Source organism: Amycolatopsis suaedae, assembly GCF_004214935.1.
In the GTDB taxonomy this organism is placed as follows: Bacteria; Actinomycetota; Actinomycetes; order Mycobacteriales; family Pseudonocardiaceae; genus Amycolatopsis; species Amycolatopsis suaedae.
This window is the reverse complement of the sequence record NZ_SFCC01000004.1, coordinates 429,847-456,709: the sequence shown is the minus strand read 5'-3', so window position 1 is coordinate 456,709 and position 26,863 is coordinate 429,847. Positions and strand designations below refer to the sequence as shown.

Below are 26,863 nucleotides of genomic sequence, written 5' to 3'. Positions count from 1 at the left end.
TCGCTCCGCTCGCCGGGGCGAGCCCTTTTAGTCGGCGTCTTCCCTCCTCGCCGTCGCTCGCTGCGCGAGCTTTGGGCTCGTCAGTCCAGACGCCGACGGGCTCGCCCGTGCGGGTCAGCTTCCTCCCGGCGCGAGTCCACCATTCGGGAACCCCTTGTTGACCATTCGCCACCCCTGGCGTGGTGCCCGTTGACCTGCCGAAACACCAGTTGGGTAGTTGCCAATCCCCTAATCCCCTAACGGGACCCCCGGCGTTCCCCCCTTTGGGTGTAGGGGATAACGGGCCGTCATCCCCGATGACCGGAAGATCTCCGATCCATAACGTCAGGGTCGGCTCTCGCTACCCGACCCGCGAGACGCCGACCCACATGCTTCGCGCAGCGTTGCCTACAAGGAGATTCCGTTGTCTTTTCCGGACCTGACCCTGCACAACTTTGTGCTGAACCTGCTGACCGACGATGCCGCCCGGTCCGACTTCCTGGCCAACCCGGCCGGCACCCTCGACGCCGCCGGCCTCGGTGAGGTGTCCGGGCAGGACGTGCAGGAGGTTCTTCCGCTGGCTCTCGACAGCCTCCCCGGCGCGGACAAGCTCCCCGTCGGCGACCTGCCCCTCGGCGGCGCCGAGACCGCCGTCGCGCAGCTGCAGGCGCTCGCCCACCAGGTCGCCGGCCCGCTGGCCCCGGTCCTGGGTGACTTCACCTCCGCCTCGGAGTTCGGCGACGTCGGCTTCGCCAACAGCTTCGCCGCCAACGGCGGTCCGCTGACCGACCTCAACAGCGCCATCGCCTCGCAGGGCACCGACATCGCCGCCAGCACCGGGCTGAACAACGCGGTCGGCGACCTCGGCCTGGCCACCGCCGGTGGCGCCGGCGGCCTCGCCGGCAGCCTCAGCCTGGTGAACGACCACGTCGCGGGCCAGGGCGCCTTCGCCGCCAGCACCGAGGGTGCCGCGCTGAGCGGTGGCGTCGGCTCCGAGCTCGGTGGCCTCGGGCTGGCCGGTGCCGGCAGCGCCGGTGGTGTCGCCGGTAGCGCCGAGTTCGACAGCGCCCTCGCCAACGGTGGTGGCGCGCTGGACGCCGGCCTGCACGGTGTCGCCGCCAACGCCCAGGCCGACTCCGCTCTCGGTGGCTTCGCCTTCGCCGCCGACGGTGGCCTGAACGGCTTCGAGGGTGACCTGTCCATCGGCAACGACACCGCGGGCGTGAACCTCGGTGTGGAGGCCGGCACCAGCGGTGGCAGCGTGGACCTCGAGTTCCACCCGGAGCTCGGCGTCCCCGAGGTCAGCCTGCCGCTGCCCGCCCTGCCTGCCCTGCCCGAGGTGCCCGGTGTCCCGGCCGCGCCCGAGGCGCCGACCGCTCCGGACCTCAGCTCGCTGCCGCAGCTGCCGACCCCGGAGCTGCCGGTCGACCTGCCGGAGCTGCCCTCCGAGCTGCCGGTCAAGCTGCCGGTCGACGTTCCGACCGAGCTGCCCACCGGCGACCTGCCCGGTGCCGGCGACGTCCTCGACAAGGTGGGCGAGAGCCCGGTCGGCGACGTGGTCGACAAGCTGCCGGTCGGCGACGTCGCCGGCAAGCTGCCCGTCGTCGGTGACCTGACCGACGGCCTGGGCCTCTAAGGACCTCTAAGCCAGCCAGACCAAACAGGGCTGGGCCCGCCTCGGGGGCGGACCCAGCCCTGTGTGCTGTCCGGGTACCTACCAGCGGTACCAGCGCTTACCGCCGGCCGGCCGGATGACGAACCCGAGCAGCCAGATGATCAGCACGGCGGCGGCCACGTACCAGAGCGCCTCCACCGCGAACCCGCCGGCGCCGAGCGCGATCGCCAGCAGCAACACCGCCAGAATCAACCACATAACAACCTCCTCGCCCCCCGCTCGGGCGAACTCAGTTGAGTTACCCCAGGCTCGAACGGGTGAAACCGGGCGAGCTAACACCGGGGTAACCGTTGCGCGAAGTCCTTCCGCCGTTCACCCCTCTGGGTAAAGATGCGCGGGTGACCACGACCCTGCGTGCCCGCCTGCTGCCGGCCACCCTCGCCGGCGCGGCCGTGGCCCTCACCCTGACCGCACCGCCTGCGTCCGCCCAGGCCACCGGCGCGCTCATCGCCGAGGTCTACGGCGGTGGCGGCAACTCCGGAGCCGCGCTGACCAGCGACTTCGTCGAGCTCGCCACGGCGGGGCCGGACGTGGACCTCAGCGGCTGGAGCGTGCAGTACCTGCCCGCCTCGCCGGGCGCCGCGACCAGGTGGCAGGTCACCCCGCTCACCGGCACGCTGCGGCAGAACAGCCGCTACCTCGTCGCGCAGGCGAAGGGCAACGGCGGCACGGTCGCCCTGCCCGCGGCCGACGCCACCGGCACCATCGCCATGGCCGCCGGCGGCGGGACCGTGGCGCTCGTGCGCACGACCGAGGCGCTGACCTGCAAGACCACCAGCGAGTGCGACGCCGACGGCAGAATCACCGACCTGGTCGGCTACGGGCCCGCGGTCGTCTCCGAGACCTCCCCGGCCGCCGCCACCGGCAATACGACCTCCGCCGCGCGCGCCACGCTGACCGACACCGGCGACAACAGCGCCGACTTCACCGTGGGCGAGCCGTCGCCGGTCAACAGCAAGGGGGAGACGCCGGGCGGCCCGGGTGAACCGGGTGTGCCCGCCACGATCGCGCGGATCCAGGGCACCACCCGGCTGTCGCCTTTGGACGGTCAGCGGGTCACCGGCGTCACCGGTGTGGTCACGGCGATCCGCGGTTTCGGTGGCGCCCGCGGCTTCTGGCTGACCGACCCGGTCGGCGACGGCGATCCCCGTACCAGCGAGGGCCTGTTCGTGTTCACCGGCTCGACCACGCCCGCCGTCAGGACCGGCGACGCCGTCACCGTCGCCGGGACGGTCAAGGAGTACTACCCGGACAACCCGGCCACGTCGAACTTCCAGAGCCTGACCGAGCTGACCGGTGCACAGTGGACGGTCGCGTCGTCGGGCAACCCGCTGCCCGCACCGGTCGTCGTCGGGCCGGACACCCTGCCGGCACGGCTGGCGCCGCAGGTCGGCGGCAGCATCGAGAAGCTCCCGCTGGAGCCCGCCGTGTACTCGCTGGACTTCTGGGAGGCCCACGAGAGCCAGGTCGTGCAGGTCGCCGACGTGCGCGTGGTCGGCCGCAGCAGCGACCAGTACAAGGAGCTCTACGTCACCACCAAGCCGGAGCAGAACCCCACGGCCCGCGGCGGGACGGCCTACCTCGGCTACGACCGCCCGAACACCGGCGTGCTGAAGGTCGAGTCGCTGATCCCGTTCGGGGAGCGGCCGTTCCCGGTCGCCGACACCGGTGACATGCTGGCAGGCGTCACCGCCGGGCCGGTCGAGTACGACAGCTTCGGCGGCTACACCCTGTTCGCCACCACGCTCGGCAACGTCGTGGACAACGGCCCGCACAAGGAGACCACTCGCGCACAGCGTGGCGGCGAGCTGGCCGTGGCGACCTACAACGTGGAGAACCTGGCTGCCACCGACGAGCAGGCCAAGTTCGAAGCGCTGGCCACCGGCATCGTCGACCATCTGGCCTCGCCGGACATCGTGACCCTGGAGGAGATCCAGGACAACAACGGCGCCGCGGCGGAGGGCGACGGGATCGTGGCGGCCGACGCGACGCTGCGCCGGTTCACCGACGTCATCGCGGCGAAGGGCGGCCCGCGCTACGAGTGGCGGCAGATCGACCCGCAGGACATGACCGACGGCGGCGAGCCGGGCGGCAACATCCGCGTCGGCTTCCTGTTCAACCCGGCGCGGGTGTCCTTCGTGGACCGTCCGGGCGGCACGGCGACGACCCCGGTGCAGGTCCGGTCCGAGCGCGGCAGGCCCGCGCTGTCGGTCTCGCCCGGCCGCGTCGACCCCGCCAACGCGGCGTGGCGCAACAGCCGCAAGCCGCTGGCAGGCGAGTTCCGCTTCCGTGGCAGGCCGGTCTTCGTGGTGGCCAACCACTTCGCCTCCAAGGGCGGCGACCAGCCGACGCACGGCCGTTACCAGCCGCCGACCCGCGGCTCGGAAGTGCAGCGGCTGGAGCAGGCCAGGGTGCTGCGCACGTTCGTCGACCAGCTGCTGGCCGCCGACCGCGGCGCCAACGTGGTGGTCGCCGGTGACCTCAACGACTTCCCGTTCTCGCCGACACTGGGCACCCTGACCGAGGGCGGAGCGCTGCGGTCGCTGATCGACACGCTGCCCGAGCGCGAGCGCTACACCTACGTGTTCGAGGGCAACTCGCAGGTGCTGGACCACACGCTGGTCTCCCACGCGCCGCGCGGCGTCGACTACGACGTCGTGCACATCAACGCCGAGTTCGCCGTGCAGGCCAGCGACCACGATCCGCAGGTCGTGCGCTTCCGCCCGAGCGCGGGCAACGCCGTTGCCGACGCCGTCAACGACGTCCTCGACTGGCTGGAGAGGCTATTTGGCGCGCCAGCCTAGTTTCAGGATCGACTGCACCAGCTCCTGGTAGGCCGGTCGAACTTCCTCCAGGTAACGCTCAAGGTAGGCGCCGCGGGCGGTGGCGTTGGGCTCCGGCCCGGCGCCCGCCTCCAGCCAGGACAGCCGGGACACGTTGTCGACGGCCATCCGCCACCAGCGGTCCACCCGCTCCTGGGTCTTGGTCTCCTGCTGGGCCGCCTCGGCGACGTCGTTGCGGGCCGCCGCGATCATGGCCTCCAGCTCGTCGACCCTGGCGACCTCCCACGCCCGCAGCTGCTGCTCGGCACCGCGGGCGAGGGCGACGATCTCCTTGTACCGCATGGCGGCGTTCATCAGCTCACCTGCTCGGGATCGGGGTGGTGGAACGGGATCAGCACCTCGGGTGAGGCGTGCGTGCTGCGGTCGAAGAACAACGCGCGACCGGGCCGCGGCGACCAGTGCACCACCTGGCCGGCGCAGAACGGGCTCAGCTCGGCACCCTGCACGTCCAGCGCCGCCCACGCGCCCACGTCGTCGGTGCCGGTGAAGCCGAGCGTGTCCTTCAGCCGCGCCACCGCGCGCCACCAGCCGACGGTGTGCGTGCCGACGCCCGGCCCCTGCTTCAGGATCGCGCGCAGGTGGTCGAGCCCGCTCTTGAGCACACCCGGCGGTTTTGCCTCCAGGGTGGGCAGCACGCCGTCCACGCCGTAGAGCAGCAGCACGGTGGGCCGCTCCGGCTCGGCGAGCTGGTCGGCGAGCGTGCCGAGCCGCTCGGACAACTCGGCCGTCGGCACCAGTGAGACGGTGTGCCCGTCCTCGGTCAGCGATTCGACCAGCGCCGTCACCGACGGGTTGGCCAGCTCGACCGTGCAGTTCACCAGGAACTCGACCTCGCCGGGAACGTACTGCCGGGCAAGTGACCGCGCGCTGGAGTCCATGATGGACAGTGCTTCGCGGACGGCCGTGCCGAGTACGGCGAGGTTGCGGCTGGGCGCGGGCGACAGCTCGACGCCGCGTGCGGCGTCGGCGACGTCGATGGTCTGCCCGACCAGTGCGGACGGCCTCGGCACCGGCGTGAGCGCGGTGAACGCGGCCGACTCGGTCAGCTCCGGCGAGATGGCGCCGTCGAACAGCCGTGGCTCGGAGTGCGCGCCCGCGTAGCGTTCCCACAGCCGCCGCTGCAGCTGGCCGAACACGTCCTTCGTGCTCGCGTCGGGCACGTGGGCGAGCTGGTTGCCGTGTGCCACACCGGACTCGTGGTTGATCACCGCGTGCCAGCGGGGCGCGGTGACGGCCGCGTTGTTGGTGTCGACGAGCACCCGCCGGGCCTTGGGCATGGCGATGCGCAGGGTGCACTGCTCGAAGATGGCCGGCTTGCCCCAGAACGCCTCGATGCCGGCGACGTCCTGACTGGCCAGCACCAGGTGGATGCCCTGCGAACGACCCCTTCGCGCGATGTCCTCCAGCAGCGAGGTCGCCGTCGCGGTCACCGTGTCCCTGCCGGCGAACAGGTACTGGAACTCGTCGATCACCGCCACGATCCGCGGCCAGTGCCCGCCGGGGTCCTGCCTGCGCAGGTCGGCGAGGTTGGTGACCTCGTGGTCCTTCGCGGCGGCCGAGCGCCTACGCAGCTCGTCGGCGAGGAACCGCAGCAGTGCCAGCCCGAACTCGCGGTCGGTGTTGACGTTCACCCCGACCAGCCGGGCATGCGGCAGCCAGCTTGAGTCCTTGCGGCCGGGCGCCAGCCCCGCGAACGACACGCCCTCCTTGAAGTCGAGCAGGTAGAGGGCCAGCTCGTCGGGGGAGTAGCGGGCGGCGAGGCTGCCCAGCAGGGCGTAGAGGAAGTTCGTCTTGCCCGACCCGCTCGGCCCGCCGATCAGCGCGTGCGGGCTGGCGTCACCGATGACGACCTCCACCGGATCGCCCTCGTAGTAGCCGACCGGCGCGCGCAGTTCCTCGGCCGAGTTCTCCTGGCCGAGTTCGGTGGGCAGCAGGTCGGCGAACGTGCGCGGGCCACCCTGCTTGGCGACCAGTGCCTCGGCGAGCCTGCCCGCGGCGCGGTTGACCTGACCGGCGGGCAGCGGCGGGTCGAGGGTGACGACCAGGTCGGTGCCGGTCATGCTGCTCACCGCGCGGTGCTCGTCGATCAGGCTGATGGTCTCGACCGACCCGCCCAGCACGGTCGGGACGTCGACGAGGATCAGCGAGATCCCGGCGGCCAGTGCGCCGCTGGCCACCCGCTTGAGCGCGCGTAGCTGCTCGGGCTGCAGGTCCTCGCCGTTGCCGAACAACACGGCGATCCGCCACGGCTCGCGGTAGCGGCCGGTGGCCTGCCGCATGGCACGCAGCGACGTGTGACCCGCCTGCATGGTGTAGGCGTGGATGCGGCGGATGTGCCCGGCCAGCTCGTCGAGCAGGTCGGTCAGGTGCGCCGGGTCGTGCACGGTGAGCGCGCTCGTGCGGCCGAGTGGGTAGAGGTTGGGCAGGACGGCGGTGAGCTGGCCGACGTCCCACAGGTGCACCCGCACCGCGCCCGGCTCGAACGTGCTGAGCACGCGCATCAGCAGGGCCTCCACCAGCCCGTCGATCGCGTGCCGGGTCTTCGGAGCGGAGGTGATCGCCAGGTGGGAGTCGTCCAGCAGCGGGACGGCGACGTCGAAGGTCTGCGCGATGCCCCGGCTACGGTTGTCCACTGTGGAGGAACCGATGCGCCACAGCTCGGGGACGTGGGCGCCGGTCCCGGTGCCGACCCGGCCGAGCCACTCGCTCGCCGGCCGGGACGCCGGCCCCGGGGCTGCGCCGGCGACCAGCTCGCGTAGCCGGTTCGGCCCGTCGGACCATTCGGCGTAGAACTGGTCGCGGACCTGGCCGAGCCAGTCGGCGACACCGGCCATGGCAGGCTGCTTGGCCTGCTCGACGATCTCCGGGTCGTTGCCCGAGCGGTCGATGCCGGTGCGGACGATGCGTTGTTGCAGCTGGAGCCGGGCGAGTTCGACCTCGGCGGCCTGCCTGCCGTTGGCGGCGGCACCGAGCGCGAGGCCGAGCTGGCCCCGTAGCTGGTCGAGTGCGGCCATGACCCGCTGTCGTTGCTCGGTCCGTTTGCCAATCAACGGCGTTCGCCTGCCCTCTAGAGCGTCGCGCGGTATGCCTGCAGTAGGTCGTCGACGCCGGTGAGCCGGCCCTGCTGGGTCTTGAGCTGCTCGACGGCCTGGTCCAATTGTGGCGGTAACCACGGGTCGGCCTGCGCTTGGGCGTCCACCATGGCGCGCCGGGCTTCGTCGAGGAGAGTACGTACGCGATCAAGCTGTCCCCGAGCGGTGGCGACGGCTTCGTGAACCGCCGCCAGCCGTTCGTACAGCTCCGCCAGTGGCGACATCTAGAGACGTGCCGAGTAGGAGTCGGCGGAGGACATGCTCGCCTGAATGGTGCTCTGCATACCGGTGATGCCCTGCAACGCCTCGGCGAGCAGGCCGTGTGCCTGGCTCACTTCGGGCTGGCTGCTGCCCGAGGTCGCCATGGAAAGCGACTGCTGGGCTTCCTCAAGTGACTGTGCGGCCTGCTGTAGGGCTGCGATGCTCGCGGAGGCCTTCTCGTTGGCGAGCGCGATCCCTGCGCGGATCTCTTCGACTCCGGGCATTGGTGCGGGACTCCTTGGAAATGTCGAGTGACGTCAAGCGTGGTACTGTGTACTTTCGGTGACTGCCCGACTCCGTTCGGGTGTACCTGGCGGAAGCGGGAACTGGCAAGGCCCCGGCGTGTGGTGGACGCCCGGGGCCTTTGATGGCACGTAGGGTAGCGGGCCCTCGAAGCGCCCCTTCGTGAACCCCAATGATCAACAGTTACCGCTGAGTACCGTCGCGAGCTGCGCCGTTTCCCACTGCCGGAACACACAACTCACCCGCCCGGGCGTCCCGGGAACGGGTGGAAAAAGGCCCGCCCCGCTTCAGCGGGACGGGCCTTTCCGTGGAGCGGAGGATACGGGATTCGAACCCGTGAGGGCTTTCACACCCAACACGATTTCCAATTCCGGTGCGAACCGTTCGCGGCAGGTCAACATGTCGCTGACCAGGGGATATGGCCGCGCCTGCGACACCAGTAGATCACCCGAACGGGGCTGAACTGCAACCCTCACTGCAACCCGCTGGTGGCCCACGATCAAGCTGGAACAGGGAGGGGTGTCCCTCACCTTCCCATGTCGGTGTTCGGCCCGGAGAAGGCGACTCAGGGCCCAAGTAGCCGCTGAAGGGACTCGGCTGAGGTCGCGCACCTGAAGCCGGTGTCGTCGTCGCACATGCTCTCAGCGGCATCGTTGAACGACGACGGCGTTGCCCGGTTGAACGGGCTGGTCCAGGCGCCACCCTTCAGCTCGCGACGACCTGGTCGAGACTCGGTGGCGCACCACTCCCAGACGTTGCCGCACATGTCGTAGACCCCGTAGGGGCTGACCCCGCTCTGGTAGCAGCCACCAGCCGTCGTGGCGCCGACGCCGTTCTCGCGGACGTTGCACTTCGCGGGGGTCGGTTGATCGCCCCAGGGGTAGACCGTTCCGCGCGTTCCGCGCGCGGCCTTCTCCCACTGCTGGCTAGTGGGCAGGCTCTTCCCGACCCAAGCTGCGTAGGCGGCCGCATCGGTCCAGGTCACGAAGACGACCGGGTGGTCAGCGATATCGGCCGGCCACGTGCCGTCCTCAGCCCAGTGCCGCGGTGGGTGGTGTCCAGTTGCCGCAACAAACCGTCCGTACTCAGCGTTGGTCACCGGGTAGACGTCGATGTAGTAGTCCGGCAGCCACACGGGCTCGTTGCTGGGACCGGAGAGGAAGACGCTCCCTTCCACAGCGACCATGTGGCTGCCGTCTCGGGGGTGGCGTACTCGGCTCGTGCCGATCGGTTCGGCGTGTCGCTGGTCTTGTGCGGCGGGGACCATCGAGTCTCCGACCAGGTGAGCGAAGCGCGCCCGTGTGTCCGGGTCCGATCGGTTCAGGCTTGTGTCGAGGGCTTCCTGGTTTACGGCACGAGGTGTGATGTTCTTCCCCCCGGCTTCCCATTTGGCGATCATTCGGGCGGTCACGCCAAGATGTGCCGCGAAATCACGTTGGCTCATGCGCTTTGCCTGACGAAGAGCCTTGATTTCCTCTCCGGACCACTGCTGAACCGTTGCCACCTGTCCCCCTGCTTTATATCTTCTCGCCCGGGATGTCGACGTAGAGCTCCCGCAGCTTGTTAATCATCTCGTGTTCCGTTGGCCATTCAATTGCATCCACGGAGCGCACCGGCCGAATTCCGGTCGCTGCGTTCGTGGCAAATGCGGCGTCCATGTTGCGCAGGTCGGAGATTGTAAGTGCTTCGCTGACGACCTGCTCATCTGTAACTTGATTAAGTAGTGTCATTGTAACGCCGGTCAACCATTCCGAACGCGGCCAAACAATTTGGTCGTTTCGAATGAAGCCGATGTTTGATGTGGCGATCTCCGAGATCGTGCCGTCAGGATTGAGGAATAGAACGTCGTCGTACCCCTCACGCTGTGCTGCCCGACGGCGCTGAAGGGCGCCGAACAGGCCGATGTGCTTCACCGCTGGTGCCTCACGGCGGTAGGCGGCAGCCTGCAGGCGGAGCGGTCCAGCCTGGCCCGTCCCGGCCGGCCGGGTTGTGATCAGTACCGACGGAGAGGCGTCCGCCCCGATCGTGCCGAGGTCTAGTGCCGGGTCGTAGACGGTGATGCGGACAACTGTCCGGCGCTCAGCTGCTGCAAGTGCTTGTCGGACGTACGTTCGCACCTGGTCAGTGTCCAGGTCGACGCCGAACAGCTGGTGACTGTCCCGCGCGAGCCGCTGCATGTGCTGGGAGAGGCCGCGTACCCGGCCGTTCTCGACCAGCATCGACGTGAAGTGGCCGTAGTTGGTGAGGGCAAGAGCCTTGATCTGCCCGAGTTCGGCGGGCGCACCGTTCAGTTCCATGTCGGGCACCCTCGCACCTCGTAGGCCCTGCTGGGAACGTCGGAGCCGCCAAAGTTCAGCGCTAGTTCAGCACCGCCGGTTCGGCGGGAGTTCAGCAGCAAGGCGGTTGCGCGGCAGTTCCCGTCCGGGCCATTTCGTCGGATTCTTGAGTCGTGAACACCAGCGACACCAAGCGTTGGATGCGGCAGGAACTGACTGGAGGCGTAACAGCTCATGGCGAAGAACACGATCCCCGGATTCAAGGCCAGCGGGGGAACCCTGAAAAAGTTGGTCGGCTTCGCCGTCGTGGTGGCCATTCTGGTTCTCGTGGTCCAGTATCCCGGCGACGCGGCGGCTATGGCGAAAGGCGCGGCTGGATTCGTTGTCGACGTGATCGACGGCATCGTGAGCTTCTTTCGGCAGGTCGGCTAATGGCGACGCTTAAGTTCACGTTCGATCACGTCCAGCCGCTCCAGTATTGCGGCCAGTTGCCCGTACAGATCATCGATAGTCCGCCCGTTCGACTCGCTCGGGTCATCCTCTGGAACATCGTTGCCGGACACCCGCACGAATGCCCCTTGGCCCCGTCGAGAAACGATCAGTCCTTCCTCTTGGAGGAAGCCGAGTGCGCGCTTAATGGTGTTCACGGATACGCCGAACTCGTCCGACATGGCCTCATGGGTCGGCAGCTTGTCGCCAACGCCGTAGGTCTCTGCTCGGAGCTGTTCACGCACACGTTGTGCCACCTGGGCCACCGGCGGCCGCGTGTCGGCAGGGTTCAGCTTGTCCACGCTGACCAGGCTACTTCACCAGGCAATTTAGGCCATTCGAGTGAACGTAGCTCAGGTAGTTGGCCTTTCTGGACTACGTCGCATAGTGTTCGTGGTGTCGCGCTAAGCGCACCAGACGCAAGCGGCCCCGGCGGTGTTGCAGCACCGGCCGGGGCCTACATCGGAACCGTTGGGAGTAACGATGCAGTTCGAGCGTAACGAGGTTTTCACCGTGAAGCAGGTCGCCGACCGGCTGAAGGTTCACCGGTCGACGGTGTACCGGGCGGTCAAGTCCGGTGAGCTGTCCGCGCTGAAGTTCGGGACCACTAGCAAGGGCGCGCTGCGGCTGCCGGGTTGGGCGGTCAACGCCTGGCTGAGCGAGTGTTTCGAGACCGCCTACGCCCAGTTCGTGGAGGGCGACCAGTCGCCCGAGCTGGCCGACGCTGACGGCAGCGAGACGGTGGAGGTGGCCTGATCATGGGTACGCGGACTTCGCAGCTGGCCACCGCCACCATCGACGGGCACGACACTGAGTTCCCGACCGCCCTGCGCGACGGCGCGGACAACACGGCTGACCTGCGGCTGACGTTCACGGTCCCGGTGTCGCTGCGTGAGATCGAGGGTGCGCTGTGGTTCTCGGTGTGGACCGGCGGCGTGGCCCTGGCCGACCTGGCCAACCCGGCCGACGCCCGGTTCCTGGTGGTCTCAGCACTGCTGGACGAAGCCAGCGTCGACATCGCCGCCGCTGCCGACGAACTGAGCCAGGCGCGGCGCGGCACCCACCGTGGTGAGGTCGCCGACCGGATCCGCCAGCTGGCCGCCGACGTGTTCGGGCCGACCGTCCCGACCCCCCGCCGCGCCCGCGCTCGTGCGGGGGTGGGTCGGTGAGCTGCCTGACCACCACCAGCGGGGTACGCCTGGTCCCCGCACCGGCCCGGCCGGGCCCGGACGGGCAGCCGGTCGAGCGGGTGGGCATCTGGGCTGACGACGACCCGGTCACCCGGCGGGGGCCGGTGGTGCTGTCCACCGATGAGGTCGCCGTCGCCCTGGCCCACTGCGGGGAAGCCCCCTCCAAGTGGGGCTACCGGCTGCTCGACGACACCGCCCGTAAGACGCTGGCAGGAGTAGCGGCCGTCGGCCGGGGCGAGCTGGCCCGACTGGTCGAGCGGTGGCGGGTCGGCAACGAGCTGGAGATCTGGCCGGCCGGGTACCAGACCAAGTGCCTGCGCCAAGCCGACGAGCTGGCACGCAAGGCGCACCGCGGCCCCCGACTCAACTGACCAGGCTCAGCCGACCCGGCTGACCAGCAACCGTCGACCCCGACGCCCCCTTCTGCCAGCTACCCGGCCGACCCGGCTCACCGGGCACGTCGACCCCGGCTCCGGCCGGTGGGACCCACCCCCTACCCACCACACCAGCCGACCCCGGCTCGTGGCGCCTGAACGCGCCCACCGACCGGAGCCACCCCCGACCGCCCGGCCGCCCGTCGACCCGACCGACCGGCTTGACCTGCATCGGTCGACCCCGATCGCTCTCGTACGTCAAGGGAGTTGCTTGTGACTTCGCCGCAACCCGACCGCCGTCTACGGGTGGTCGACGCCGCTGAGAGCTTCGAGGCGCGGGCCGCCGCCGCTGTGGCGCGTGCCCGTGCCTGGCTCCCGCCGGTGGATGAGTCGGTCTTCGACTGCTACCTCGGGCACGTGGTCGAGCAGGTCGAGCCGACCAGCGAAGCCGACCCGGTTGCCATCCTCGCGTCCCTGATCTGCTTCGCCGGGGTCCACCTGGGCCGTGACCCGCACGTGCGCGCCGGAGACGACCGGCATCCGCTGCTGGTGTGGCCGCTGATCATCGGGCACACCAACGACGGCAAGAAAGGATCGTCCTGGTCAGCCGCGAAGCGGATCATCGCTGAAGCCGATCTCGACTTCACCACGGCCAACATCAAGTCCGGGCTGACCTCCGGCGAGGGCCTGGCCCAGCGCTTCGCCCTGGCCGACGACGCGGACCCGGACGCGCCACCGAGAGACCTGCGGTTGCTGGCGTTCGAGAACGAGTGGGGAGGGGTCATGGCCAAGATGAAGCGCGAGGGCAACAGCCTGGCCCACATCCTGCGCGCGGCGTGGGAAGGCGGGGACCTGTCCACCCTCACCGTTTCCGCCCGCATCGCTCCGGAGTCCCACGTGGGCATCCTGGCCCACATCACCCCGGGCGAGTTCCGGTCGAAGCTGTCCGACGCCGACATGGCGGGAGGCACCTACAACCGGTTCCTGCCGCTGGCGGTGGCCTGGTCCAAGGCGCTGCCCGACAGCACCGGCGCGGACCCCGGGCTGGTGCTCTCGCTCGCGGCCGGGCTTGCTGACCGTCTCGACAGCGGCGGACGACTCGGGGCACTGGAGATCGCTGAGGACGCCCGGGAGCAATGGCGTGAGCTCTACCTGGAGTTCAACACCGACACCCACCACCCCAAGGTGTCCCAGTTCGTCTCCCGTGCCTTGCCCTACTGCAAGCGGATCGCCGGGATCCACGCCGCGCTCGACGGCGCGACTGCCATCACCGCCCGGCACCTGAGCGCCGCTGCCGCGCTGGTGCGCTACTCGATCGACTCCGCCCGCGCTGTGTTCACCAACGACCAGGAGGCCGGGAAGCTGCTGGCCTGGATCGCCGAGGCCGGGCCAGCCGGGCGGACCCGGGATGAGATCCGGGTCAGCTACTGCCACAAGCACAAGGACAAGGCCGAGGAGGTGAAGCACCTCCTGGCCGAGCTGATCGGCACCGGGCGTATCGCTCTGGGCAAACGTCCCACCGCCAGCGGCAAAGGCCGCGCACCGGAGATCTACACGGCCGTGCAAGTCCCGCGCGGCGGCTGACCCCTGCGCGGTTTGCGCGGTAGCGCGGTAATGCGCTGACCAGCGCAAACACCCGAACCGCATCCGGCATTACCGCGCGCGGTGCGCGGTAATGCCGGGAACAACGACCACAAAACCGCAGGTCAGGCCATTACCGCGCTACCGCGCATACCGCGCACCCCTGCAACCACCACACCGAGTCTGGAGGCTCGCCATGTCCGCGTTCGATGTCCTGTCCCGTGTCGGCACGGCCGCGCTGGTGCGGTTCACCCTCGCTCTGCTGGCGTTCGTCGTCGTGCACCTGGTGCGGCTGCCGCTGCTCGCCCTCGCGGCCGTTCTGGAACGGCTGATGCGCCGCTTGGATGCCCGCCTGGCCGCGCTCACTGGCACCGCCACCGAGCCACCGCGTACCCGCCGGGCGCGGGCCCGTCGGTGGGGTGACGCGTGGGGCGAACCCGTCCCCAGCACCCGGCCCGCCCGGCGCCGGAGTGGATTACGGCCCGGATTACGACGGCACCCGACCCCGGCCACCGGATTACATCCGTAATCCGCGCTCCGGACCGGCCGTCATTCGCCCTGACCAGGCACGAGTTACCGAATTACGGCCCGCCGCACCGCTGGCCGGCCAGCCCCGACCGGGCCCCGGAGCGGGCCGTCGCCGACGACCGGCGCCGGTAATCCAGGGCCGCCTGCGGGGAGTGAGCGGGCAAGTGAGCGGGGCAGTGAGCCCGCCGGGTCGGAGTGGATTTCCACTTCCGCGCTCACTTGCCGCGTTCACTCCCGCTGACCAGTGAGGACCGTCCGGCAAGTGGGAGAAGTGAGCAAGTGAGCGCACCGCCCGGACCGGCCGCCACGCCCCTGTTTCAGCCCGGTCCCGTCACCCGTCCACCCACGCAGCTGGAGGCCGTCACGATGCCCACCACCCACCCGCCAGCCGTTCCGGCGCCGGTCACCGGCGAGGGAATCGGAAGGGAGTCCGGGAGGGAGCCCACCGGCGTGAAGGGAGTTTTCCCTTCCGGCTCCCTCGCCCGGCTCCCTTGGGCTGAGCAGGCCGAACCCGCCCGAAGGGAGTCAAGGGAACAAGGGAATCCGGGCCGCCGAACCCCGCCCAGAACGCGTCCGGCGGGAGGTCGGGTCGGCTCCCTCCCTCGACCCGGCCGCGCCCCACCACCGGCCCGCCCAGTGGGTTAGGTCGCGGGTTAGGTCGCCCGGGCCGGGTTACGAACGTAACCCGCCGGGTTAACCCACCCGACCTGTGCCCTGACCAGCGCGAAGTTAGCCGGGTTAAGCGGGTTACGCGGGTGCTCACCGCCCCGGAAACCGGCTGCAAGCCGCCTCGCGCGGCACCGGCACGCGACGTAACCCGACCCCACCTTCGGGCCGGGCGTGCCACCCGGCCGCGCCGGTCACCAGCTGGCAGATACGGGGATGCCCCGCCGCGCTCGCGGCCCGCGCTGCCCCGGCCGGCCAGCCGTTCAACGCCACCACCCGTGACGAGGGAGCCGCCATGCACCACACCACCGACAGCACGAAGCCGGACGCGCCCCGCGAGCTGCTCACCGTCGAAGCCGCCGCGCGACGGCTCTCGATCGGGCGCACCACCATGTACGCGCTCATCAGGACCGGCCAGATCCTGTCCGTCCGGGTCGGCCGACTCCGTCGCGTCCCAGTCGATGCGCTCACCGCCTACGTCCGCCAGCTGGCCAGCACGCAGCACGCCAGCCACACCGCGGCCTGACCGAAAGGAACCCTGCGCATGCCACGCACACCACGACCAGAAGGGACGCGCCGACCAAACGGCGCCAGCTCCATCTATTTCGGGAGCGATGGGAAATGGCACGGCTGGGTCACCGTCGGCGTCAAAGACGACGGCAAACCCGACCGGCGCCACGTCAAGCGATCGGACGAAGGCGAAGTCATCGAAGCGGTCCGCGAGCTGGAGAAGTTGCGCGACAACGGAAAGGTACGGAAACCGGGTCGCGCGTGGACGGTGGAGAAGTGGCTTCGGCACTGGGTCGAGAACATCGCTGCGCACAGCGTCAGGCACAACACATTCGACGGCTACCGTCGGTCGGTTTACAACCACCTGATCCCTGGGGTTGGCGCCCACCGAATCGACAAACTCCAGCCGGAACATCTAGAGGCCCTGTACAAGCGAATGCAGACCAAGACGTACAGGCCGGAACGGGATAAGCCGTTGAAGCCAGCCACGGCCCACCTCGCGCACCGAACCATTCGCACCGCGCTGAACGAGGCGGTGAAGCGCAAGCACATTGTGGAAAATCCGGCGAAGCTGGCCAAGCCGCCGCGTGTCGAGGAAGAGGAGATTGTGCCGTTCACGCAAGCTGAGGCGCTTCGCGTTGTCGAGGCTGCGGGGAAAGTACGCAATGGTGCGCGCTTCGTCGTAGCACTTGCACTTGGGCTACGACGCGGTGAAGCGTTGGCACTGAAGTGGTCGGACATCACGATCAGGTGGCGGCATGGCTGCGGGGAGGGTAGCGAATGCGCGACCGAGAACCGCGCGGTGGCGTGCCCCAACCGGCGGGGGAGTGGAGTGGTGCACATCCGGCGGGCGCTCCAGCAACGCCCGTGGGAGCACGGTTGTGAACCGGCGGACTCGTGTCGTGAGCGGCCGGGCTGGCGCTGTCCGCAACGGCACGGCGGCGGCATGCACGTCGCGGAGACGAAGTCGCGCTCAGGTGTTCGGAAGGTCGGCCTGCCACACCAGTTGTGCGAAGCACTGGTGCGGCATCGAGAGCAGCAGGCAGCCGACAAGAAGGAGGCGGGGACTCTCTGGGAGGAAGGCGGCTGGATCTTCACGACCTTCGTCGGCCGGCCGGTGCATCCGAGTGAGGATCACCGCGCATGGAAGCGGCTACTGCGCACGGCTGAAGTTCGGGACGCGCGGCTGCATGACGCGCGCCACACGGCAGCCACGATGCTGCTTGCCCTGCGGGTTCCACTGGCTGCGGCCATGGACCTGATGGGCTGGTCGAACCCCTCGGTGGCGAAGCGCTACATGCACGTACCCGACGAGGTGGTGGAAGCTATCGCGGCCGACGTCGGAGACCACATGTGGACCGAGTCGAAGTCTCGGGACGATGAGGACGACGACGGCGCTGCGGGTGTGCCTGTACCCGCCTGATCTGGGGCAACTGCAACCCAAATTGCAACCCAACGACGAAACGCCGGGTGCCCGATGAAGCGGGTTCCCGGCGTTTCGCCTGGTAGCTGGCGGAGGATACGGGATTCGAACCCGTGAGGGCTTTCACACCCAACACGATTTCCAATCGTGCGCCTTAGGCCGCTCGGCCAATCCTCCGCCGAAGAGGCTACAGGACGCGACGAACCGGCCTGCCGGGACCTCGGACTTGAGCGGGTGCTCAAAACGCGCTACACTCCGAGTTGAGCAGGCGCTCAAACTGGGGGAGGGAAGATGGAACGCACCGCGATCGTGGTCGGCGGCGGGCTCGGGGGTCTCGCCGCCGCCATCGCGCTACGCCGGCGTGGCTGGCGGGTGACCGTGCTGGAACGCGCGCCGCGGTTCACCGGCGTCGGCGCGGGCATCTCGCTGTGGCCGAACGCGCTGCGGGCGCTCGGCGAGCTGGGGCTGGCCGAGCAGGTACGGCAGGCCGGAGCCGTCGAGCGGTCCGGCGGCCTGCGCGACCGGCGCGGCAGGTGGCTGGCCCGCACCGGCAGTGCCGAGGTGGAGCGCCGGTACGGCCTGCCGCTGGTGGTCCTGCACCGGGCGGAGCTGGTGCGGGTGCTCGCCGCCGCGCTGCCCTGCGACGCCCTGCGGGCGGGGGTCGAGGTGCGGGCGGGGGTCGAGGTGCGGGCCGTGCACCCGGACGGCACCGTCGAGCACACCGGTGGCACGTCCCGGGCCGACGTCGTGGTGGGGGCCGACGGCGTCCGCAGCGTCGTGCGCCGTGACGGCTGGCCCGGCGCGCCGGGCCCCCGCTACGCGGGATACACGGCCTGGCGGATGGTCACCGATCCGCTGCCCGGCCAGGCCATCGAGGGCGCCGTGACGTGGGGGCGCGGCGCACGCTTCGGGTTCACCAGGCTCCCCGGCGGCCGGTTCTACTGCTTCGCCACCGCGACGGTCCCCGCTGGCGGCACCGGTACCGGCGTCGTGCGGCAGCGGTTCGGCCGCTGGCCGGAACCGATCCCCACGCTGCTGGCGGCGGTGTCCGGCGAGGTGCTGCGGCACGACGTGTACACCCTGCCGCCGCTGCACAGCTACGTCCGCGGACGGCTGGTGCTGCTCGGTGACGCCGCACACGCCATGGATCCGGCGCTCGGCCAGGGCGGCTGCCAGGCGCTGGAGGACGCCGTCACGCTCGGCGCCTGCCTCGGCGCGGCTGATGTCGAGCAGGCGCTGGCGCGTTACGACGGCCTGCGCAGGCCACGCACGCAGGCCATCGCCAGGCGGTCGGGCCGGGTCGGTGCGGCCGGTCAGTGGGCGTGGCCACCCGCCGTGGCCGCCCGCGACCTCGCCGCCCGCCTCCTGCCGTCCCGGCTGTCCCTGCGGGGCATGGCCCCGGTGATCGGCTGGAGTCCCGATGCCTGACTGGACCTACCACCCACTCCGGGGCATCGCCGCGGCCCTGCTCGGTGTCCGCCGCTCGCAGCGGCTGGCGCTGCGCACCCTGGCGGCGGTCGGCTCGCTGCCGGGCGGCGGGCATCTCGTCGCCGCCGCGTTCGGCCACCGGCACCCGCCCGCGCACCTCGCCGGCACCGTCGACGGAGTGCCCGTGTGCTCGCGGCTGGGTGCTGTGGTGCCGCCGTCGGTGGCGGTCGACGCCGTGCGGGCGCTGCCACCGCTGGGCGCGGGCGTGGTGGCGGTCGCGCCGGTGGGGCCGGGCGACGTCGCCACCGTGCGCCGCGCCGCCCGGCGCAGCCGCGTGCCGCTGCTGGCACACGTCGACTGCCCGGAGACCGCGGCCGCCGTCGCGCCGCACGTCGACGCCGTCCGGACCGGTGCCGCCGGCGGCTACCTGACCAGCCCGGACGTCGGCGCGGCCGCGTCGGCACTGGCCGCGCCGGACGCCGTGGTGCTCGCGTCGCCGTCGGTACTCGTCGAGGCGGGGCCGGGCTGGTTCGCCAGGGTCGCCGAGGCGGCGACGGCACCGGCAGAAGCCGCGCCGGCGCGGATCGGTCCCGACCCGCGCCGCTGGCCTGCCTGGTGGTGGGGGACGCTGCTCGGCGCGGGCATGGTCGTCGCCGGCCTGTGCGCGGTGGTCATCACGCTGGGTCCGGTGCTGCTCTGGTACGACCGCGCCCACCTGGGCACCGACGTGGCCGGGCTGCACGCGATCAACCACCACCTGGTGCATTTCCTGCAGCACGACCGGATCACCATGGCGGGCACCATGGTCGCGATCGGCATCGTCTACATCGGACTGTCGGCGGGCGGGATGCGGCGGGGCAGGCGGTGGGCACGCGACGCGTTGCTGATCTCCGGATGTGTCGGCTTCCCGACGCTGTTCTACTTCCTCGGCACCGGTTTCGTCGAACCACTGCACACCGCGGCGACGATCGCGTTGCTGCCACTGTTCGTGCTGGCCGTCGCCCGCCGCACCGGGCCACCGCGGGCCCGGGCGCCGAACGTCGCGGAACGGGTGCGGCGCAGGGCACTGACCGGGCAGCTGCTGATGGTGGTGACCGGCGCCGGGCTGCTGGTGGGTGGCGCGGTCGTGTCCTTCGTCGGCCTGACGACGGTCTTCGTCGACGCAGACCTGGAGTTCCTCGGCACGACGGCGGACGCACTGGCCGCCGCCGATCCGGAACTCGTGCCGTTCATCGCGCACGACCGGGCGGGGTTCGGCGGTGCGCTGCTGTCGGCCGCGGTCGCCATCACGCTGCTGAGCGCGTGGGGCTGGCGGCCGGGGGAGGCCTGGGTGTGGTGGACGTTGCTGGGGGCGGCGGTGGCCGGGTTCGCGCCTGCCGTCGTGGTGCACGGGCTCATCCACTACACCGACTTCGGGCACCTCGCGCCCGTGTTCGCCGGGATGGCGCTGACGGCGGCAGCCCTCCTGCTGGGCCGGCCGTACCTGCGCCTACGGTGAACACATGGCCGACACCCGGCGCAAGCTCGTCGACGGTGCCATCGAGACCATCCGCACCCACGGCATCACGGGCACCTCGGCCCGGACGATCGCCGCGGCCGCGGGAGTCAACCAGGCACTGGTCTTCTACCACTTCGGCAGCGTGCACGAGCTGCTCGAAGCCGCCTGCCTGGAGGCGACACGGGAGCGGGTCGCCGCGTTCACCGAGAAGCTCGACGAGGTCACCAGCCTGCGGGAACTGCTCGCGCTCGGCAGGCGGGTCCACGTCGAGGAGCAGCAGCGCGGCAACGTCGCCGTGCTCGCCCAGCTGCTCGCCGGGGCCCAGGCGGACCCCAAGCTCGCCGGGGCGACCTCCGCGGCGCTGCGGCTGTGGATCGACCCGGTGGAGCAGGCACTGGACCGGCTGCTCACCGGATCGCCGGTGGCCGACCTCGTCGACGTGCCGGGGCTGGCTCGCGTGGTGTCGGCGGGGTTCATCGGGCTGGAGCTGTTCGAGGGCGTCGACGCCGAAGGCGCCGGGGCCGCGCTGGACTCACTCGACCGGCTCGCGGTCCTGAGCGAGGTGCTCGACGAGCTGGGCCCGGTCGCCCGCCGCGCCCTGCGGGCCAAGCTCCGCAGGACGTGAGGTCACCACAGGCCGAACAGGTTGCCGCCGAGCGCCACGATCAGCCCGGCGATCAGCAGCGTCAGCACCGCGGTGGCGATCAGGAAGCCGACCGACGTCGCCTTCGACGGGATCGGCTGGTCGTGGGACAGGCCCGAAGTCTGCGCGGAGTCCGGTGGCGTATCGCCCTGCCGCACCCCGCTGCCCTCCTCCAGACCGGGTGTCCGGTCGGGGTCGGGATCGGGTGGTGTGGCGGTCATGCCTTGGGCGCTACCCGCCACCGGATCCGGGCAAACACCGTGTAAGGCCCGCCCCGGCCGGGTAGCCGCCGGAAGACGAGAGGAGTACCCCATGGCTGCCTGCGAGGTCTGTGGAAACGACTACGAACTGGCTTTCGAGGTACGCACCACCGGCGGTGGCACGCACACGTTCGACTCCTTCGAGTGCGCCATTCACCAGCTCGCGCCGGTGTGCGAGCACTGCCGCTGCCGCGTGGTCGGCCACGGTGTGCACGTCGACGGCCGGTTCTTCTGCTGTGCGCACTGCGCCCGGCAGAGCAGCGTTCCCGGCGGTGATCAGGTCCGGGACGCCGTCGGCAGCGCCACCGGCTGAGGTCACGCCGCGATTCGCCGCCGGGCCAGCGCCATGGCCTCGTGCAGTGGCGTGTCGCCGCTGGCCCGCGCCGACGCCAGCAGGGTCGTGACGGTGTCGCCGATGCCCTCGACCCGGCGCGTCGCCGCGTCGTGGTCCAGGCCGTCGAACTCGCGGGACAGCGTGTAGACCACCCCGCCCGCGCTGGCGACGAAGTCGGGCACCCAGACGATGCCGCGCCCGGCGAGCAGGCCGGCGACCGAGTCGTCGGTCAGCTGGTTGTTGGCCGGGCCGACGACCAGCGCCGCGGTCACGTCCTCGACGGTGCCCTCGCCGAACACCCCGCCGACGGCAGCCGGGACGAGAATGTCGGCCGGCACCCGCAGGGCCTCGTCCGGCTCGACCCAGGCCCAGCCGGCCGCGGTGGCCTCCGCCCGCTTGCGGATGTCCACATCGGACACCGTAAGTTCCGCACCGCCTGCCGCCAGCGCCGCCGCGATCCGCCCGCCGACGGCACCCAGCCCGCTCACCGTGACCCGGCGGCCCGCCACCGAAGCCGTGCCGAACACGTCCCGTGCCCCGGCCCGCAGCGCCGCCAGCACGCCGACGGCGGTCGGCCCGCTCGACGATCCCGTTCCGCCGTGGCTTTCCGGCTTGCAGAACACCTTTCGCGCGTGCCGGGCCAGCACCAGCATGTCCTCCGGCCCGGTGCCGACGTCCGGTCCCGGCAGGTACCCGCCGTCGAGGTCGCCAATGATCTCGCCGAGGTCCTCCAGCACCGCCTGCCGCAGCAGCGGGGTCAGCTCGGTGTCCGGCGGCAGCGCCACGACGCTCTTGCCCCCGCCGAACGGCAGCCCGGCCACCGCGCACTTCACCGTCATGGCCTTGGACAGCCGCAGTGCGTCGGCGAGTCCGGCCCGCCAGTCCGGGTAACGCCACAGCCGGCAGCCGCCGACCGCGGGGCCGAGTGCCCGGGAATGCGTTGCCACCACCATCGCCACCCCGGATCTGCGGCCCCGCCGCATCACCACGTCCTCGTGTTCCCACTGCTCGAGCATTGCCGGCTCCCGGAGTCGAACGATCGACGGGTTACGCCGCTGACAGTAGGGTGAGCAACGGGTCAACAAGCCGATCGCCGAACGATATTCGGCGGCGATGTGGAAGGAGTCCCGGTGGACGAACTTGATTCGGCGATCGTGCGCCTCCTGCAGGAGGATGCGCGGCAGTCGAACCGGGACCTCGCCCGCAAGGTGGGCGTCGCGCCGTCGACCTGCCTGGAACGCACCCGGCTGCTCAGGGAACGGGGCGTGATCCGCGGATACCACGCCGACATCGATCCACGTGCCCTCAACCGCGAGGTCTCCGCGTTGATCGCCGCCCAGGTGCGGCCGCTCAACCGCAGGGTGATCGAGGCGTTCCGGAACTCGGTCGCCGCACTGCCGGAGGTGGTGGCGGTCTTCGTGCTGGCCGGCAGCGACGACTTCCTGGTCCACGTCACCGTGCAGGACGTCGACCACCTGCACTCGTTCCTGGTGGACCGGCTGTCCCAGCGCAAGGAGATCGTCGGCTTCCGCACGTCGATCGTGTACCAGCACCTGACCAACCACGTGCTGGAACGCCTGCCCGATCCGTGATCACGCCAGCGCCCGCCGCGCCCGGCCCAGCACCGCCACCCCCTCCTCGGTCCACCCGCCGTCGGTGATGACCACGGCGTGGTCGAGGCCCAGCTGCTCCAGTTCCCGCAGGTGCTCGGCGAACGACTCGGCGGACTGGCCGGGCGAGAGCTTGGTGGACACGGTCTTGGCGATCTCGCCGTAGTCGCGGCCGGCCCGCTCGCACGCCTGCCGCAGCACGGCGAGCTTCGCGCGGATCGTCGCGCCGCCGTCGGGCACGTCGGGCAGATTGCAGGCGTCGGCGTGCGCGGCCACCAGCGGCAGCGTCCGGCGCTCGCCCATCCCGCCGATCAGCAGCTTCGGACTGCCGATGGGCAGCGGGCTGTTCACCGGCCGGGTCAGCCGGTGGTGCCTGCCCTCGAACGGTGCCTCGTCACCGGCGAACATCGCCTCGGCGATGCGGACGGTTTCCTCCAGCCGGTCGAACCGCTCGCCGGTCGGCGGCAGCGGCAGGCCCATCATGTCGGCCTCCGCCTGGTGGTAACCGGCGCCGACGCCGAACCAGGCACGCCCGCCGGACAACACGTCCAGCGTGGTGACGGCCTTGATCAGCAGCGCCGGCGGGCGGAACGTCACCGCGGCCACCATCGTGCCCAGGTTGACGGTCTCGGTACGCGCGGCGAGGTAGCCCAGCGTCGTGCAGGCCTCCAGCATGGGGTCGGTGACCTGCGCCATCGGGTGTGCCTGGATGAGGTGATCGGCCACCCACACGGTGTCGAGCCCGGCCGCCTCGGCGGCGCGGGCGGTGCGGTCCAGCCCGTCGGCGATGGTGCCCGGCCAGCTGTACTCGGTGATGTTCAGGCTGATTCTCATGTCCGGAAGTGTTGCGCCGCATGGGGTTTCACCGCGTCCGACGGTGAGCGCGTCCGGGGGCTACGTCCCGCCGCGTACACGGTCGAGGCCGGTGCGGACGGCGTCGGCCCATTCGGGTACTACCAGCACGTGCTGGTAGTACGCCTGGCGCATCCACACCGCGGCCACGTGCCGGTAGCCCGCGGAGACGTCGGGTATCCGCAGTCCGTAGGCGACGTCCGGCACCTCGGGGCCGGGCGCCGTCACCACGAGAACGGTCGGCGCCGCCGCGCGGACGACCGACGTGACGTCCGCGCCGTGGGTCACGGCCTCGTCGTTGAGGCCGAGGTAGTCCGTGGTCGTCCAGCCGCTGTAGTAGGGGATGGCACCGGCGTCGCTGACCGCCAGCGACCGCGCCCGCTCCGGGACCGGCGCGTCCGCGAGCCCCTTGCCGATCGCCACGTGGGCCCGGCCCAGGTCGTCGCCGTAGTCGGCGATGGTGCCGAGGTCCGGGACCCACGCTCCGGCCAGCGCGGTCCAGGCGATCGTGACCGCACCGCAGAGCATGCCGAGCCACCGGCGCAGCGCGGCCACCGCCAGCCCGGCGGCCAGGCACAGCACGGGAAACGCGTGGAAGGCGAAGCGGTGGACGTAGTCCATTGACGGGCCGGACAACGCGTAGGCGAGGTAGGTGGCGGCCACCGTCGAGGCGATCAGCAGCCCCTGCCGCCGGACGAGCAGCACCAGAACCGACGCCAGCAGGGGCAGGAACGCGGCCGCGGTGCTCCACACCCAGTCCTCGCCCGCGGCGAGGTCGCCGAACTTGACGTAGAACGTGTTCGGGAACGGGTAGCCGTAGTACGACCAGCGCCAGGCGAAATATCCGGCACCGGCCGCGGCGGCGGCGCCGGTCCACCAGCGCGCGGCCGGGCGCGACCGGGCATGCCACAACCACACGGCCAGCGCGGGCAACGCGGCGAGCACCCCCTCCGGCCGCAGCAGTCCGGCCAGCAGGAACAGCAGCGGCGGTTCCCAGTCGCGGACCGGCCGCCCCCGGACCGCGGTCAGCCCCAGCACGACCATCCGCAGCACCACGGCGGCGAACGCCATGGTCTCCAGCCCGCCGACGACGTGGAAGTAGGTGGGAACGAACGCCACGAACGTCCCACCCGCGACGACAGCCGCCGTCCAGCCGCCCGCTCGCGTGCTCGTCACGACCAGCTGGGCCAGCGTCGCCAGGCCGAGCAGAACCGACGTCACCTTCGCCACGACCGGCAGCGCCAGCCCGAGCACGGCGAACGCCGCGTGCCAGGCCATCCAGGCGAAGTTGGTGAATCCCTCGACCGGGTCCGCACCCGGATTCCAGGTCGGTCCGTCACCCTGAGCGAGATTCGCCGAGTACCGGAAGGTGATGAAGGCGTCGTCGATCGTGAACGACCACACCGCCACACAGCCGGCGACGAACACGGGGAGCAAGACCGCCAGCACCGCCAGTGGCCTGCTGACCACTGGCTTTGTCGGGGCGGCTGTCATCGGGCGAACTCCTCGGCACGGGGCAAGCCCGGGATTGTAGGTATCCCGGGCCTGCCCCGATCGAGCTCGCCGCGAACTCGATTTGGTTACGTCAGGTAACGGTGACTACTTCGACGGCGGCTCCACGTCGCCCCGCCAGGCGCCGGTTTCCACGCCACGGCTCTCGATGAAGTCCTTGAACCGCCGCATGTCGGCCTTGATCCGGCGGTCGAGCACGCCGAGCTTGTCGCCGACGTTCTCGACGAAGCCCTCGGGGTCGATGCTCAGCTGCGCCGTCACCCGGGTGCGCTGGTCGCTGAGGCGGTGGAAGGTGATCACGCCCGCGTGATCGGGCCCGCTGTCGGAGGTCCACGCCACCCGTTCGTCCGGGTGCTGCTCGGTGATGGTGGCGTCGAACTCACGCTTGGCACCGCCGACGTTGGTCACCCAGTGGGTGTGCGTGGCGTCGAGCTGGCGGATCTCCTCCACGTTCTCCATGAACTGCGGGAACGACTCGAACTGCGTCCACTGGTTGTAGGCGGTGGACACCGGAACGTCGACCTCGACGATCTCGGTGATCGTGCTCATCGCTACCTCCTTCGGGGTGGGCTCCCGATCCGGGTACCCCGCCACCTGCCGGTCACACGTGCCACCACAACCGCAACGCGTTGCCGCCGGTGACCGCGTCCCGTGCGGCGGCGGGAAGCGCGTCAGCCAGGCGCCGCAGCCGGTCGGCCTGCCTGCGCCAGTCACCGGGATCGCCGACCTGGTCGCTGCCCAGCACGAACCGGTCCGGCCGGCGGGTCACCAGCTCGTCCCACGCCGGGTCCAGGCGGCCCGCGTCGTCCAGGATCAGGTCCACGAGCACCCAGGACAGGTCGATGTGCAGGCCGCTGTGCCGGGCCAGCAGATCGGCCACCACCCGATCCTGTTGCCGTGGCTCGACCCGCCGCGACACCCCGGCGTGACACCAGACGACCGTCGTCCCGGGGTGCCTGCCGAGCATCTCGTCCAGCTGGTCGACGTACTCGTGCTCACCAGCCCGCCCGGGCGAGCTGCTGTCGTGGTGCACCGCGATCGGGAGGTCCCGCTGCGCCGCGAAGTCGAACACCGGGTCCAGCGCGGGATGGGACGCCGTCGGGCTGTCGCCCCTGGTGAGGTTGGTCAGGTCGTCGTGACGCAGCATGACCTCGCCGATGCCACGCCAGCAGTCGTGCCGCGACCAGAGCAGCTCGATGTGGTCCACGGCCAGCTGGTCGGTCGGGTCGAAGCCGCACATCGTCACCGCGACGGCCTCTCTGACCTCCGCGGGCAGCCCGGCGTGCAGGTCGGCCACCAGCTCGTCGGTCAGCGAGTAGTACTGGCAGGGCGAGTTGCCGTCCAGGTAGTAGCCGGGCTTGCGTGGCTCGGTCACCGGCCACTGTTTCTTCACCGGCAGGCCGAACAACACCGCCCTGTCGACACCCGCGGTCCGCATCCCCTCGGCGAAGTCGGCCGCCGTCGGCGCCCGCTGCAGGAAGTCGACACCGTGGACATGCGCGTCAACCAACATCGCCCGACACTAGCCGTTTCCGCCGGGTCCAACGGCCCTAGTGGTCTCCCCTGATCGGGCGCACCGTACAGCTCTCGGGTTCG

General features: G+C 70.7%; 29 protein-coding genes and 1 tRNA gene. 15 read left to right on the top strand and 15 right to left on the bottom strand.

Annotated elements, in window-relative coordinates:
* Positions 1-403 precede the first annotated feature (403 nt).
* On the top strand, positions 404-1,615 hold the full coding sequence (locus tag EWH70_RS10745) for an IniB N-terminal domain-containing protein (protein ID WP_130475138.1): 1,212 nt from the start codon (positions 404-406) through the stop codon (positions 1,613-1,615).
* Positions 1,616-1,693: 78 nt separating this feature from the next.
* Here the strand turns inward: EWH70_RS10745 and EWH70_RS10740 are convergent, their stop codons facing one another.
* A complete protein-coding gene (locus tag EWH70_RS10740) occupies positions 1,694-1,852 on the bottom strand; it encodes a hydrophobic protein (protein ID WP_130475137.1) in 159 nt (52 codons plus the stop codon).
* 140 nt (positions 1,853-1,992) lie between these two features.
* Between EWH70_RS10740 and EWH70_RS10735 the strand changes: the two genes are divergently transcribed.
* Positions 1,993-4,458, top strand: coding sequence for an endonuclease/exonuclease/phosphatase family protein (locus EWH70_RS10735; protein WP_165436226.1), 2,466 nt, complete (start codon positions 1,993-1,995; stop codon positions 4,456-4,458).
* Here the strand turns inward: EWH70_RS10735 and EWH70_RS10730 are convergent.
* The 6 genes from EWH70_RS10730 to EWH70_RS10710 form a co-directional block, all read right to left on the bottom strand.
* Entirely contained in the window at positions 4,438-4,791 is a 354-nt protein-coding gene (locus EWH70_RS10730; RefSeq protein ID WP_130475136.1) for a hypothetical protein, read from the bottom strand. The genes EWH70_RS10735 and EWH70_RS10730 overlap by 21 nt on opposite strands.
* A complete protein-coding gene (locus tag EWH70_RS10725) occupies positions 4,791-7,511 on the bottom strand; it encodes an FtsK/SpoIIIE domain-containing protein (RefSeq protein WP_130475135.1) in 2,721 nt (906 codons plus the stop codon). Before EWH70_RS10725 ends, EWH70_RS10730 begins: the two co-directional genes overlap by 1 nt.
* Positions 7,512-7,564: 53 nt before the next feature.
* A complete protein-coding gene (locus EWH70_RS36470) occupies positions 7,565-7,699 on the bottom strand; it encodes a hypothetical protein (RefSeq protein WP_276320554.1) in 135 nt (44 codons plus the stop codon).
* A gap of 114 nt (positions 7,700-7,813) precedes the next feature.
* Positions 7,814-8,074, bottom strand: coding sequence for a hypothetical protein (locus EWH70_RS10720; RefSeq protein ID WP_130475134.1), 261 nt, complete (start codon positions 8,072-8,074; stop codon positions 7,814-7,816).
* Between the two features lie 584 nt (positions 8,075-8,658).
* Positions 8,659-9,597 (bottom strand): SUMF1/EgtB/PvdO family nonheme iron enzyme, encoded by a 939-nt coding sequence (locus EWH70_RS10715; RefSeq protein ID WP_130475133.1) that lies wholly within the window; start codon positions 9,595-9,597, stop codon positions 8,659-8,661.
* Between the two features lie 13 nt (positions 9,598-9,610).
* Positions 9,611-10,390 carry an aminotransferase class IV family protein gene (locus EWH70_RS10710; RefSeq protein WP_130475187.1) on the bottom strand — a complete coding sequence of 260 codons (780 nt, stop codon included), beginning with the start codon at positions 10,388-10,390 and terminating at the stop codon, positions 9,611-9,613.
* A 213-nt stretch (positions 10,391-10,603) separates the two neighbouring features.
* Here EWH70_RS10710 and EWH70_RS10705 point away from each other — a divergent pair, with 213 nt between their 5' ends.
* Complete coding sequence (locus EWH70_RS10705; protein ID WP_130475132.1) at positions 10,604-10,801, top strand: hypothetical protein; 198 nt, start codon at positions 10,604-10,606, stop codon at positions 10,799-10,801.
* Here the strand turns inward: EWH70_RS10705 and EWH70_RS10700 are convergent.
* On the bottom strand, positions 10,798-11,160 hold the full coding sequence (locus EWH70_RS10700; RefSeq protein ID WP_165436225.1) for a GntR family transcriptional regulator: 363 nt from the start codon (positions 11,158-11,160) through the stop codon (positions 10,798-10,800). The two genes, EWH70_RS10705 and EWH70_RS10700, sit on opposite strands and share 4 nt — an antisense overlap.
* Positions 11,161-11,341: 181 nt before the next feature.
* On the opposite strand from EWH70_RS10700, the gene EWH70_RS10695 reads away from it, so the two are divergent.
* The 7 genes from EWH70_RS10695 (at position 11,342) to EWH70_RS10665 (ending at position 17,130) form a co-directional block, all read left to right on the top strand.
* On the top strand, positions 11,342-11,614 hold the full coding sequence (locus EWH70_RS10695; RefSeq protein ID WP_130475130.1) for a helix-turn-helix domain-containing protein: 273 nt from the start codon (positions 11,342-11,344) through the stop codon (positions 11,612-11,614).
* 2 nt (positions 11,615-11,616) lie between these two features.
* On the top strand, positions 11,617-12,027 hold the full coding sequence (locus EWH70_RS10690; protein ID WP_130475129.1) for a hypothetical protein: 411 nt from the start codon (positions 11,617-11,619) through the stop codon (positions 12,025-12,027).
* Complete coding sequence (locus EWH70_RS10685; RefSeq protein WP_130475128.1) at positions 12,024-12,419, top strand: hypothetical protein; 396 nt, start codon at positions 12,024-12,026, stop codon at positions 12,417-12,419. Before EWH70_RS10690 ends, EWH70_RS10685 begins: the two co-directional genes overlap by 4 nt.
* A gap of 276 nt (positions 12,420-12,695) precedes the next feature.
* Positions 12,696-14,006 carry a DUF3987 domain-containing protein gene (locus tag EWH70_RS10680; protein ID WP_240686909.1) on the top strand — a complete coding sequence of 437 codons (1,311 nt, stop codon included), beginning with the start codon at positions 12,696-12,698 and terminating at the stop codon, positions 14,004-14,006.
* A 193-nt stretch (positions 14,007-14,199) separates the two neighbouring features.
* On the top strand, positions 14,200-14,532 hold the full coding sequence (locus tag EWH70_RS10675) for a hypothetical protein (RefSeq protein WP_130475126.1): 333 nt from the start codon (positions 14,200-14,202) through the stop codon (positions 14,530-14,532).
* 960 nt (positions 14,533-15,492) lie between these two features.
* On the top strand, positions 15,493-15,723 hold the full coding sequence (locus tag EWH70_RS10670; protein WP_130475125.1) for a helix-turn-helix domain-containing protein: 231 nt from the start codon (positions 15,493-15,495) through the stop codon (positions 15,721-15,723).
* An 18-nt stretch (positions 15,724-15,741) separates the two neighbouring features.
* Positions 15,742-17,130, top strand: a complete 1,389-nt coding sequence (locus EWH70_RS10665) for a tyrosine-type recombinase/integrase (protein ID WP_130475124.1) — start codon at positions 15,742-15,744, stop codon at positions 17,128-17,130.
* An 87-nt stretch (positions 17,131-17,217) separates the two neighbouring features.
* Here EWH70_RS10665 and EWH70_RS10660 read toward each other — a convergent pair.
* Positions 17,218-17,307 (bottom strand) — tRNA-Ser (locus tag EWH70_RS10660).
* A 114-nt stretch (positions 17,308-17,421) separates the two neighbouring features.
* On the opposite strand from EWH70_RS10660, the gene EWH70_RS10655 reads away from it, so the two are divergent.
* Genes EWH70_RS10655 through EWH70_RS10645 form a run of 3 tightly spaced genes read left to right on the top strand, consistent with a single transcriptional unit; the run spans position 17,422 to position 20,681 of the window.
* The gene (locus EWH70_RS10655; RefSeq protein WP_130475123.1) at positions 17,422-18,558 is read left to right on the top strand and encodes an FAD-dependent monooxygenase; all 1,137 of its coding nucleotides are present in this window, start codon (positions 17,422-17,424) and stop codon (positions 18,556-18,558) included.
* Positions 18,551-20,056: a hypothetical protein gene (locus EWH70_RS10650; RefSeq protein ID WP_130475122.1), complete on the top strand. Its 1,506-nt coding sequence runs from the start codon at positions 18,551-18,553 to the stop codon at positions 20,054-20,056. Before EWH70_RS10655 ends, EWH70_RS10650 begins: the two co-directional genes overlap by 8 nt.
* Positions 20,057-20,060: 4 nt before the next feature.
* Positions 20,061-20,681 carry a TetR/AcrR family transcriptional regulator gene (locus EWH70_RS10645; protein WP_130475121.1) on the top strand — a complete coding sequence of 207 codons (621 nt, stop codon included), beginning with the start codon at positions 20,061-20,063 and terminating at the stop codon, positions 20,679-20,681.
* Between the two features lie 2 nt (positions 20,682-20,683).
* Here the strand turns inward: EWH70_RS10645 and EWH70_RS10640 are convergent, their stop codons facing one another.
* A complete protein-coding gene (locus tag EWH70_RS10640) occupies positions 20,684-20,920 on the bottom strand; it encodes a DUF6480 family protein (protein ID WP_130475120.1) in 237 nt (78 codons plus the stop codon).
* A 91-nt stretch (positions 20,921-21,011) separates the two neighbouring features.
* Between EWH70_RS10640 and EWH70_RS10635 the strand changes: the two genes are divergently transcribed.
* Positions 21,012-21,272, top strand: a complete 261-nt coding sequence (locus EWH70_RS10635; protein ID WP_130475119.1) for a Prokaryotic metallothionein — start codon at positions 21,012-21,014, stop codon at positions 21,270-21,272.
* Between the two features lie 2 nt (positions 21,273-21,274).
* Here EWH70_RS10635 and EWH70_RS10630 read toward each other — a convergent pair whose 3' ends face one another.
* Positions 21,275-22,309 (bottom strand): Glu/Leu/Phe/Val dehydrogenase dimerization domain-containing protein, encoded by a 1,035-nt coding sequence (locus EWH70_RS10630; RefSeq protein WP_130475118.1) that lies wholly within the window; start codon positions 22,307-22,309, stop codon positions 21,275-21,277.
* A 114-nt stretch (positions 22,310-22,423) separates the two neighbouring features.
* Between EWH70_RS10630 and EWH70_RS10625 the strand changes: the two genes are divergently transcribed.
* The gene (locus EWH70_RS10625) at positions 22,424-22,885 is read left to right on the top strand and encodes an Lrp/AsnC family transcriptional regulator (protein ID WP_130475117.1); all 462 of its coding nucleotides are present in this window, start codon (positions 22,424-22,426) and stop codon (positions 22,883-22,885) included.
* On the opposite strand, the gene EWH70_RS10620 is transcribed toward EWH70_RS10625, so the two are convergent.
* The 4 genes from EWH70_RS10620 to EWH70_RS10605 form a co-directional block, all read right to left on the bottom strand.
* A complete protein-coding gene (locus tag EWH70_RS10620) occupies positions 22,886-23,737 on the bottom strand; it encodes an LLM class flavin-dependent oxidoreductase (protein ID WP_130475116.1) in 852 nt (283 codons plus the stop codon). It lies immediately after the preceding gene.
* Positions 23,738-23,797: 60 nt separating this feature from the next.
* The gene (locus EWH70_RS10615) at positions 23,798-25,249 is read right to left on the bottom strand and encodes a hypothetical protein (RefSeq protein WP_130475115.1); all 1,452 of its coding nucleotides are present in this window, start codon (positions 25,247-25,249) and stop codon (positions 23,798-23,800) included.
* A gap of 105 nt (positions 25,250-25,354) precedes the next feature.
* On the bottom strand, positions 25,355-25,816 hold the full coding sequence (locus EWH70_RS10610; RefSeq protein ID WP_130475114.1) for an SRPBCC family protein: 462 nt from the start codon (positions 25,814-25,816) through the stop codon (positions 25,355-25,357).
* A 52-nt stretch (positions 25,817-25,868) separates the two neighbouring features.
* Positions 25,869-26,780, bottom strand: a complete 912-nt coding sequence (locus EWH70_RS10605; protein WP_130475113.1) for an amidohydrolase family protein — start codon at positions 26,778-26,780, stop codon at positions 25,869-25,871.
* Positions 26,781-26,863 lie beyond the last annotated feature (83 nt).

Coding starts and splice junctions, on each gene's coding strand:
- EWH70_RS10740 (WP_130475137.1), bottom strand. CDS start 1,852: ATGTGGTTGATTCTGGCGGTGTTGCTGCTGGCGATCGCGCTCGGCGCC.
- EWH70_RS10730 (WP_130475136.1), bottom strand. CDS start 4,791: ATGAACGCCGCCATGCGGTACAAGGAGATCGTCGCCCTCGCCCGCGGT.
- EWH70_RS10725 (WP_130475135.1), bottom strand. CDS start 7,511: ATGGCCGCACTCGACCAGCTACGGGGCCAGCTCGGCCTCGCGCTCGGT.
- EWH70_RS36470 (WP_276320554.1), bottom strand. CDS start 7,699: ATGGTGGACGCCCAAGCGCAGGCCGACCCGTGGTTACCGCCACAATTG.
- EWH70_RS10720 (WP_130475134.1), bottom strand. CDS start 8,074: ATGCCCGGAGTCGAAGAGATCCGCGCAGGGATCGCGCTCGCCAACGAG.
- EWH70_RS10710 (WP_130475187.1), bottom strand. CDS start 10,390: ATGGAACTGAACGGTGCGCCCGCCGAACTCGGGCAGATCAAGGCTCTT.
- EWH70_RS10705 (WP_130475132.1), top strand. CDS start 10,604: ATGGCGAAGAACACGATCCCCGGATTCAAGGCCAGCGGGGGAACCCTG.
- EWH70_RS10695 (WP_130475130.1), top strand. CDS start 11,342: ATGCAGTTCGAGCGTAACGAGGTTTTCACCGTGAAGCAGGTCGCCGAC.
- EWH70_RS10690 (WP_130475129.1), top strand. CDS start 11,617: ATGGGTACGCGGACTTCGCAGCTGGCCACCGCCACCATCGACGGGCAC.
- EWH70_RS10675 (WP_130475126.1), top strand. CDS start 14,200: ATGTCCGCGTTCGATGTCCTGTCCCGTGTCGGCACGGCCGCGCTGGTG.
- EWH70_RS10670 (WP_130475125.1), top strand. CDS start 15,493: ATGCACCACACCACCGACAGCACGAAGCCGGACGCGCCCCGCGAGCTG.
- EWH70_RS10665 (WP_130475124.1), top strand. CDS start 15,742: ATGCCACGCACACCACGACCAGAAGGGACGCGCCGACCAAACGGCGCC.
- EWH70_RS10655 (WP_130475123.1), top strand. CDS start 17,422: ATGGAACGCACCGCGATCGTGGTCGGCGGCGGGCTCGGGGGTCTCGCC.
- EWH70_RS10650 (WP_130475122.1), top strand. CDS start 18,551: ATGCCTGACTGGACCTACCACCCACTCCGGGGCATCGCCGCGGCCCTG.
- EWH70_RS10645 (WP_130475121.1), top strand. CDS start 20,061: ATGGCCGACACCCGGCGCAAGCTCGTCGACGGTGCCATCGAGACCATC.
- EWH70_RS10640 (WP_130475120.1), bottom strand. CDS start 20,920: ATGACCGCCACACCACCCGATCCCGACCCCGACCGGACACCCGGTCTG.
- EWH70_RS10635 (WP_130475119.1), top strand. CDS start 21,012: ATGGCTGCCTGCGAGGTCTGTGGAAACGACTACGAACTGGCTTTCGAG.
- EWH70_RS10630 (WP_130475118.1), bottom strand. CDS start 22,309: ATGCTCGAGCAGTGGGAACACGAGGACGTGGTGATGCGGCGGGGCCGC.
- EWH70_RS10620 (WP_130475116.1), bottom strand. CDS start 23,737: ATGAGAATCAGCCTGAACATCACCGAGTACAGCTGGCCGGGCACCATC.
- EWH70_RS10615 (WP_130475115.1), bottom strand. CDS start 25,249: ATGACAGCCGCCCCGACAAAGCCAGTGGTCAGCAGGCCACTGGCGGTG.
- EWH70_RS10610 (WP_130475114.1), bottom strand. CDS start 25,816: ATGAGCACGATCACCGAGATCGTCGAGGTCGACGTTCCGGTGTCCACC.
- EWH70_RS10605 (WP_130475113.1), bottom strand. CDS start 26,780: ATGTTGGTTGACGCGCATGTCCACGGTGTCGACTTCCTGCAGCGGGCG.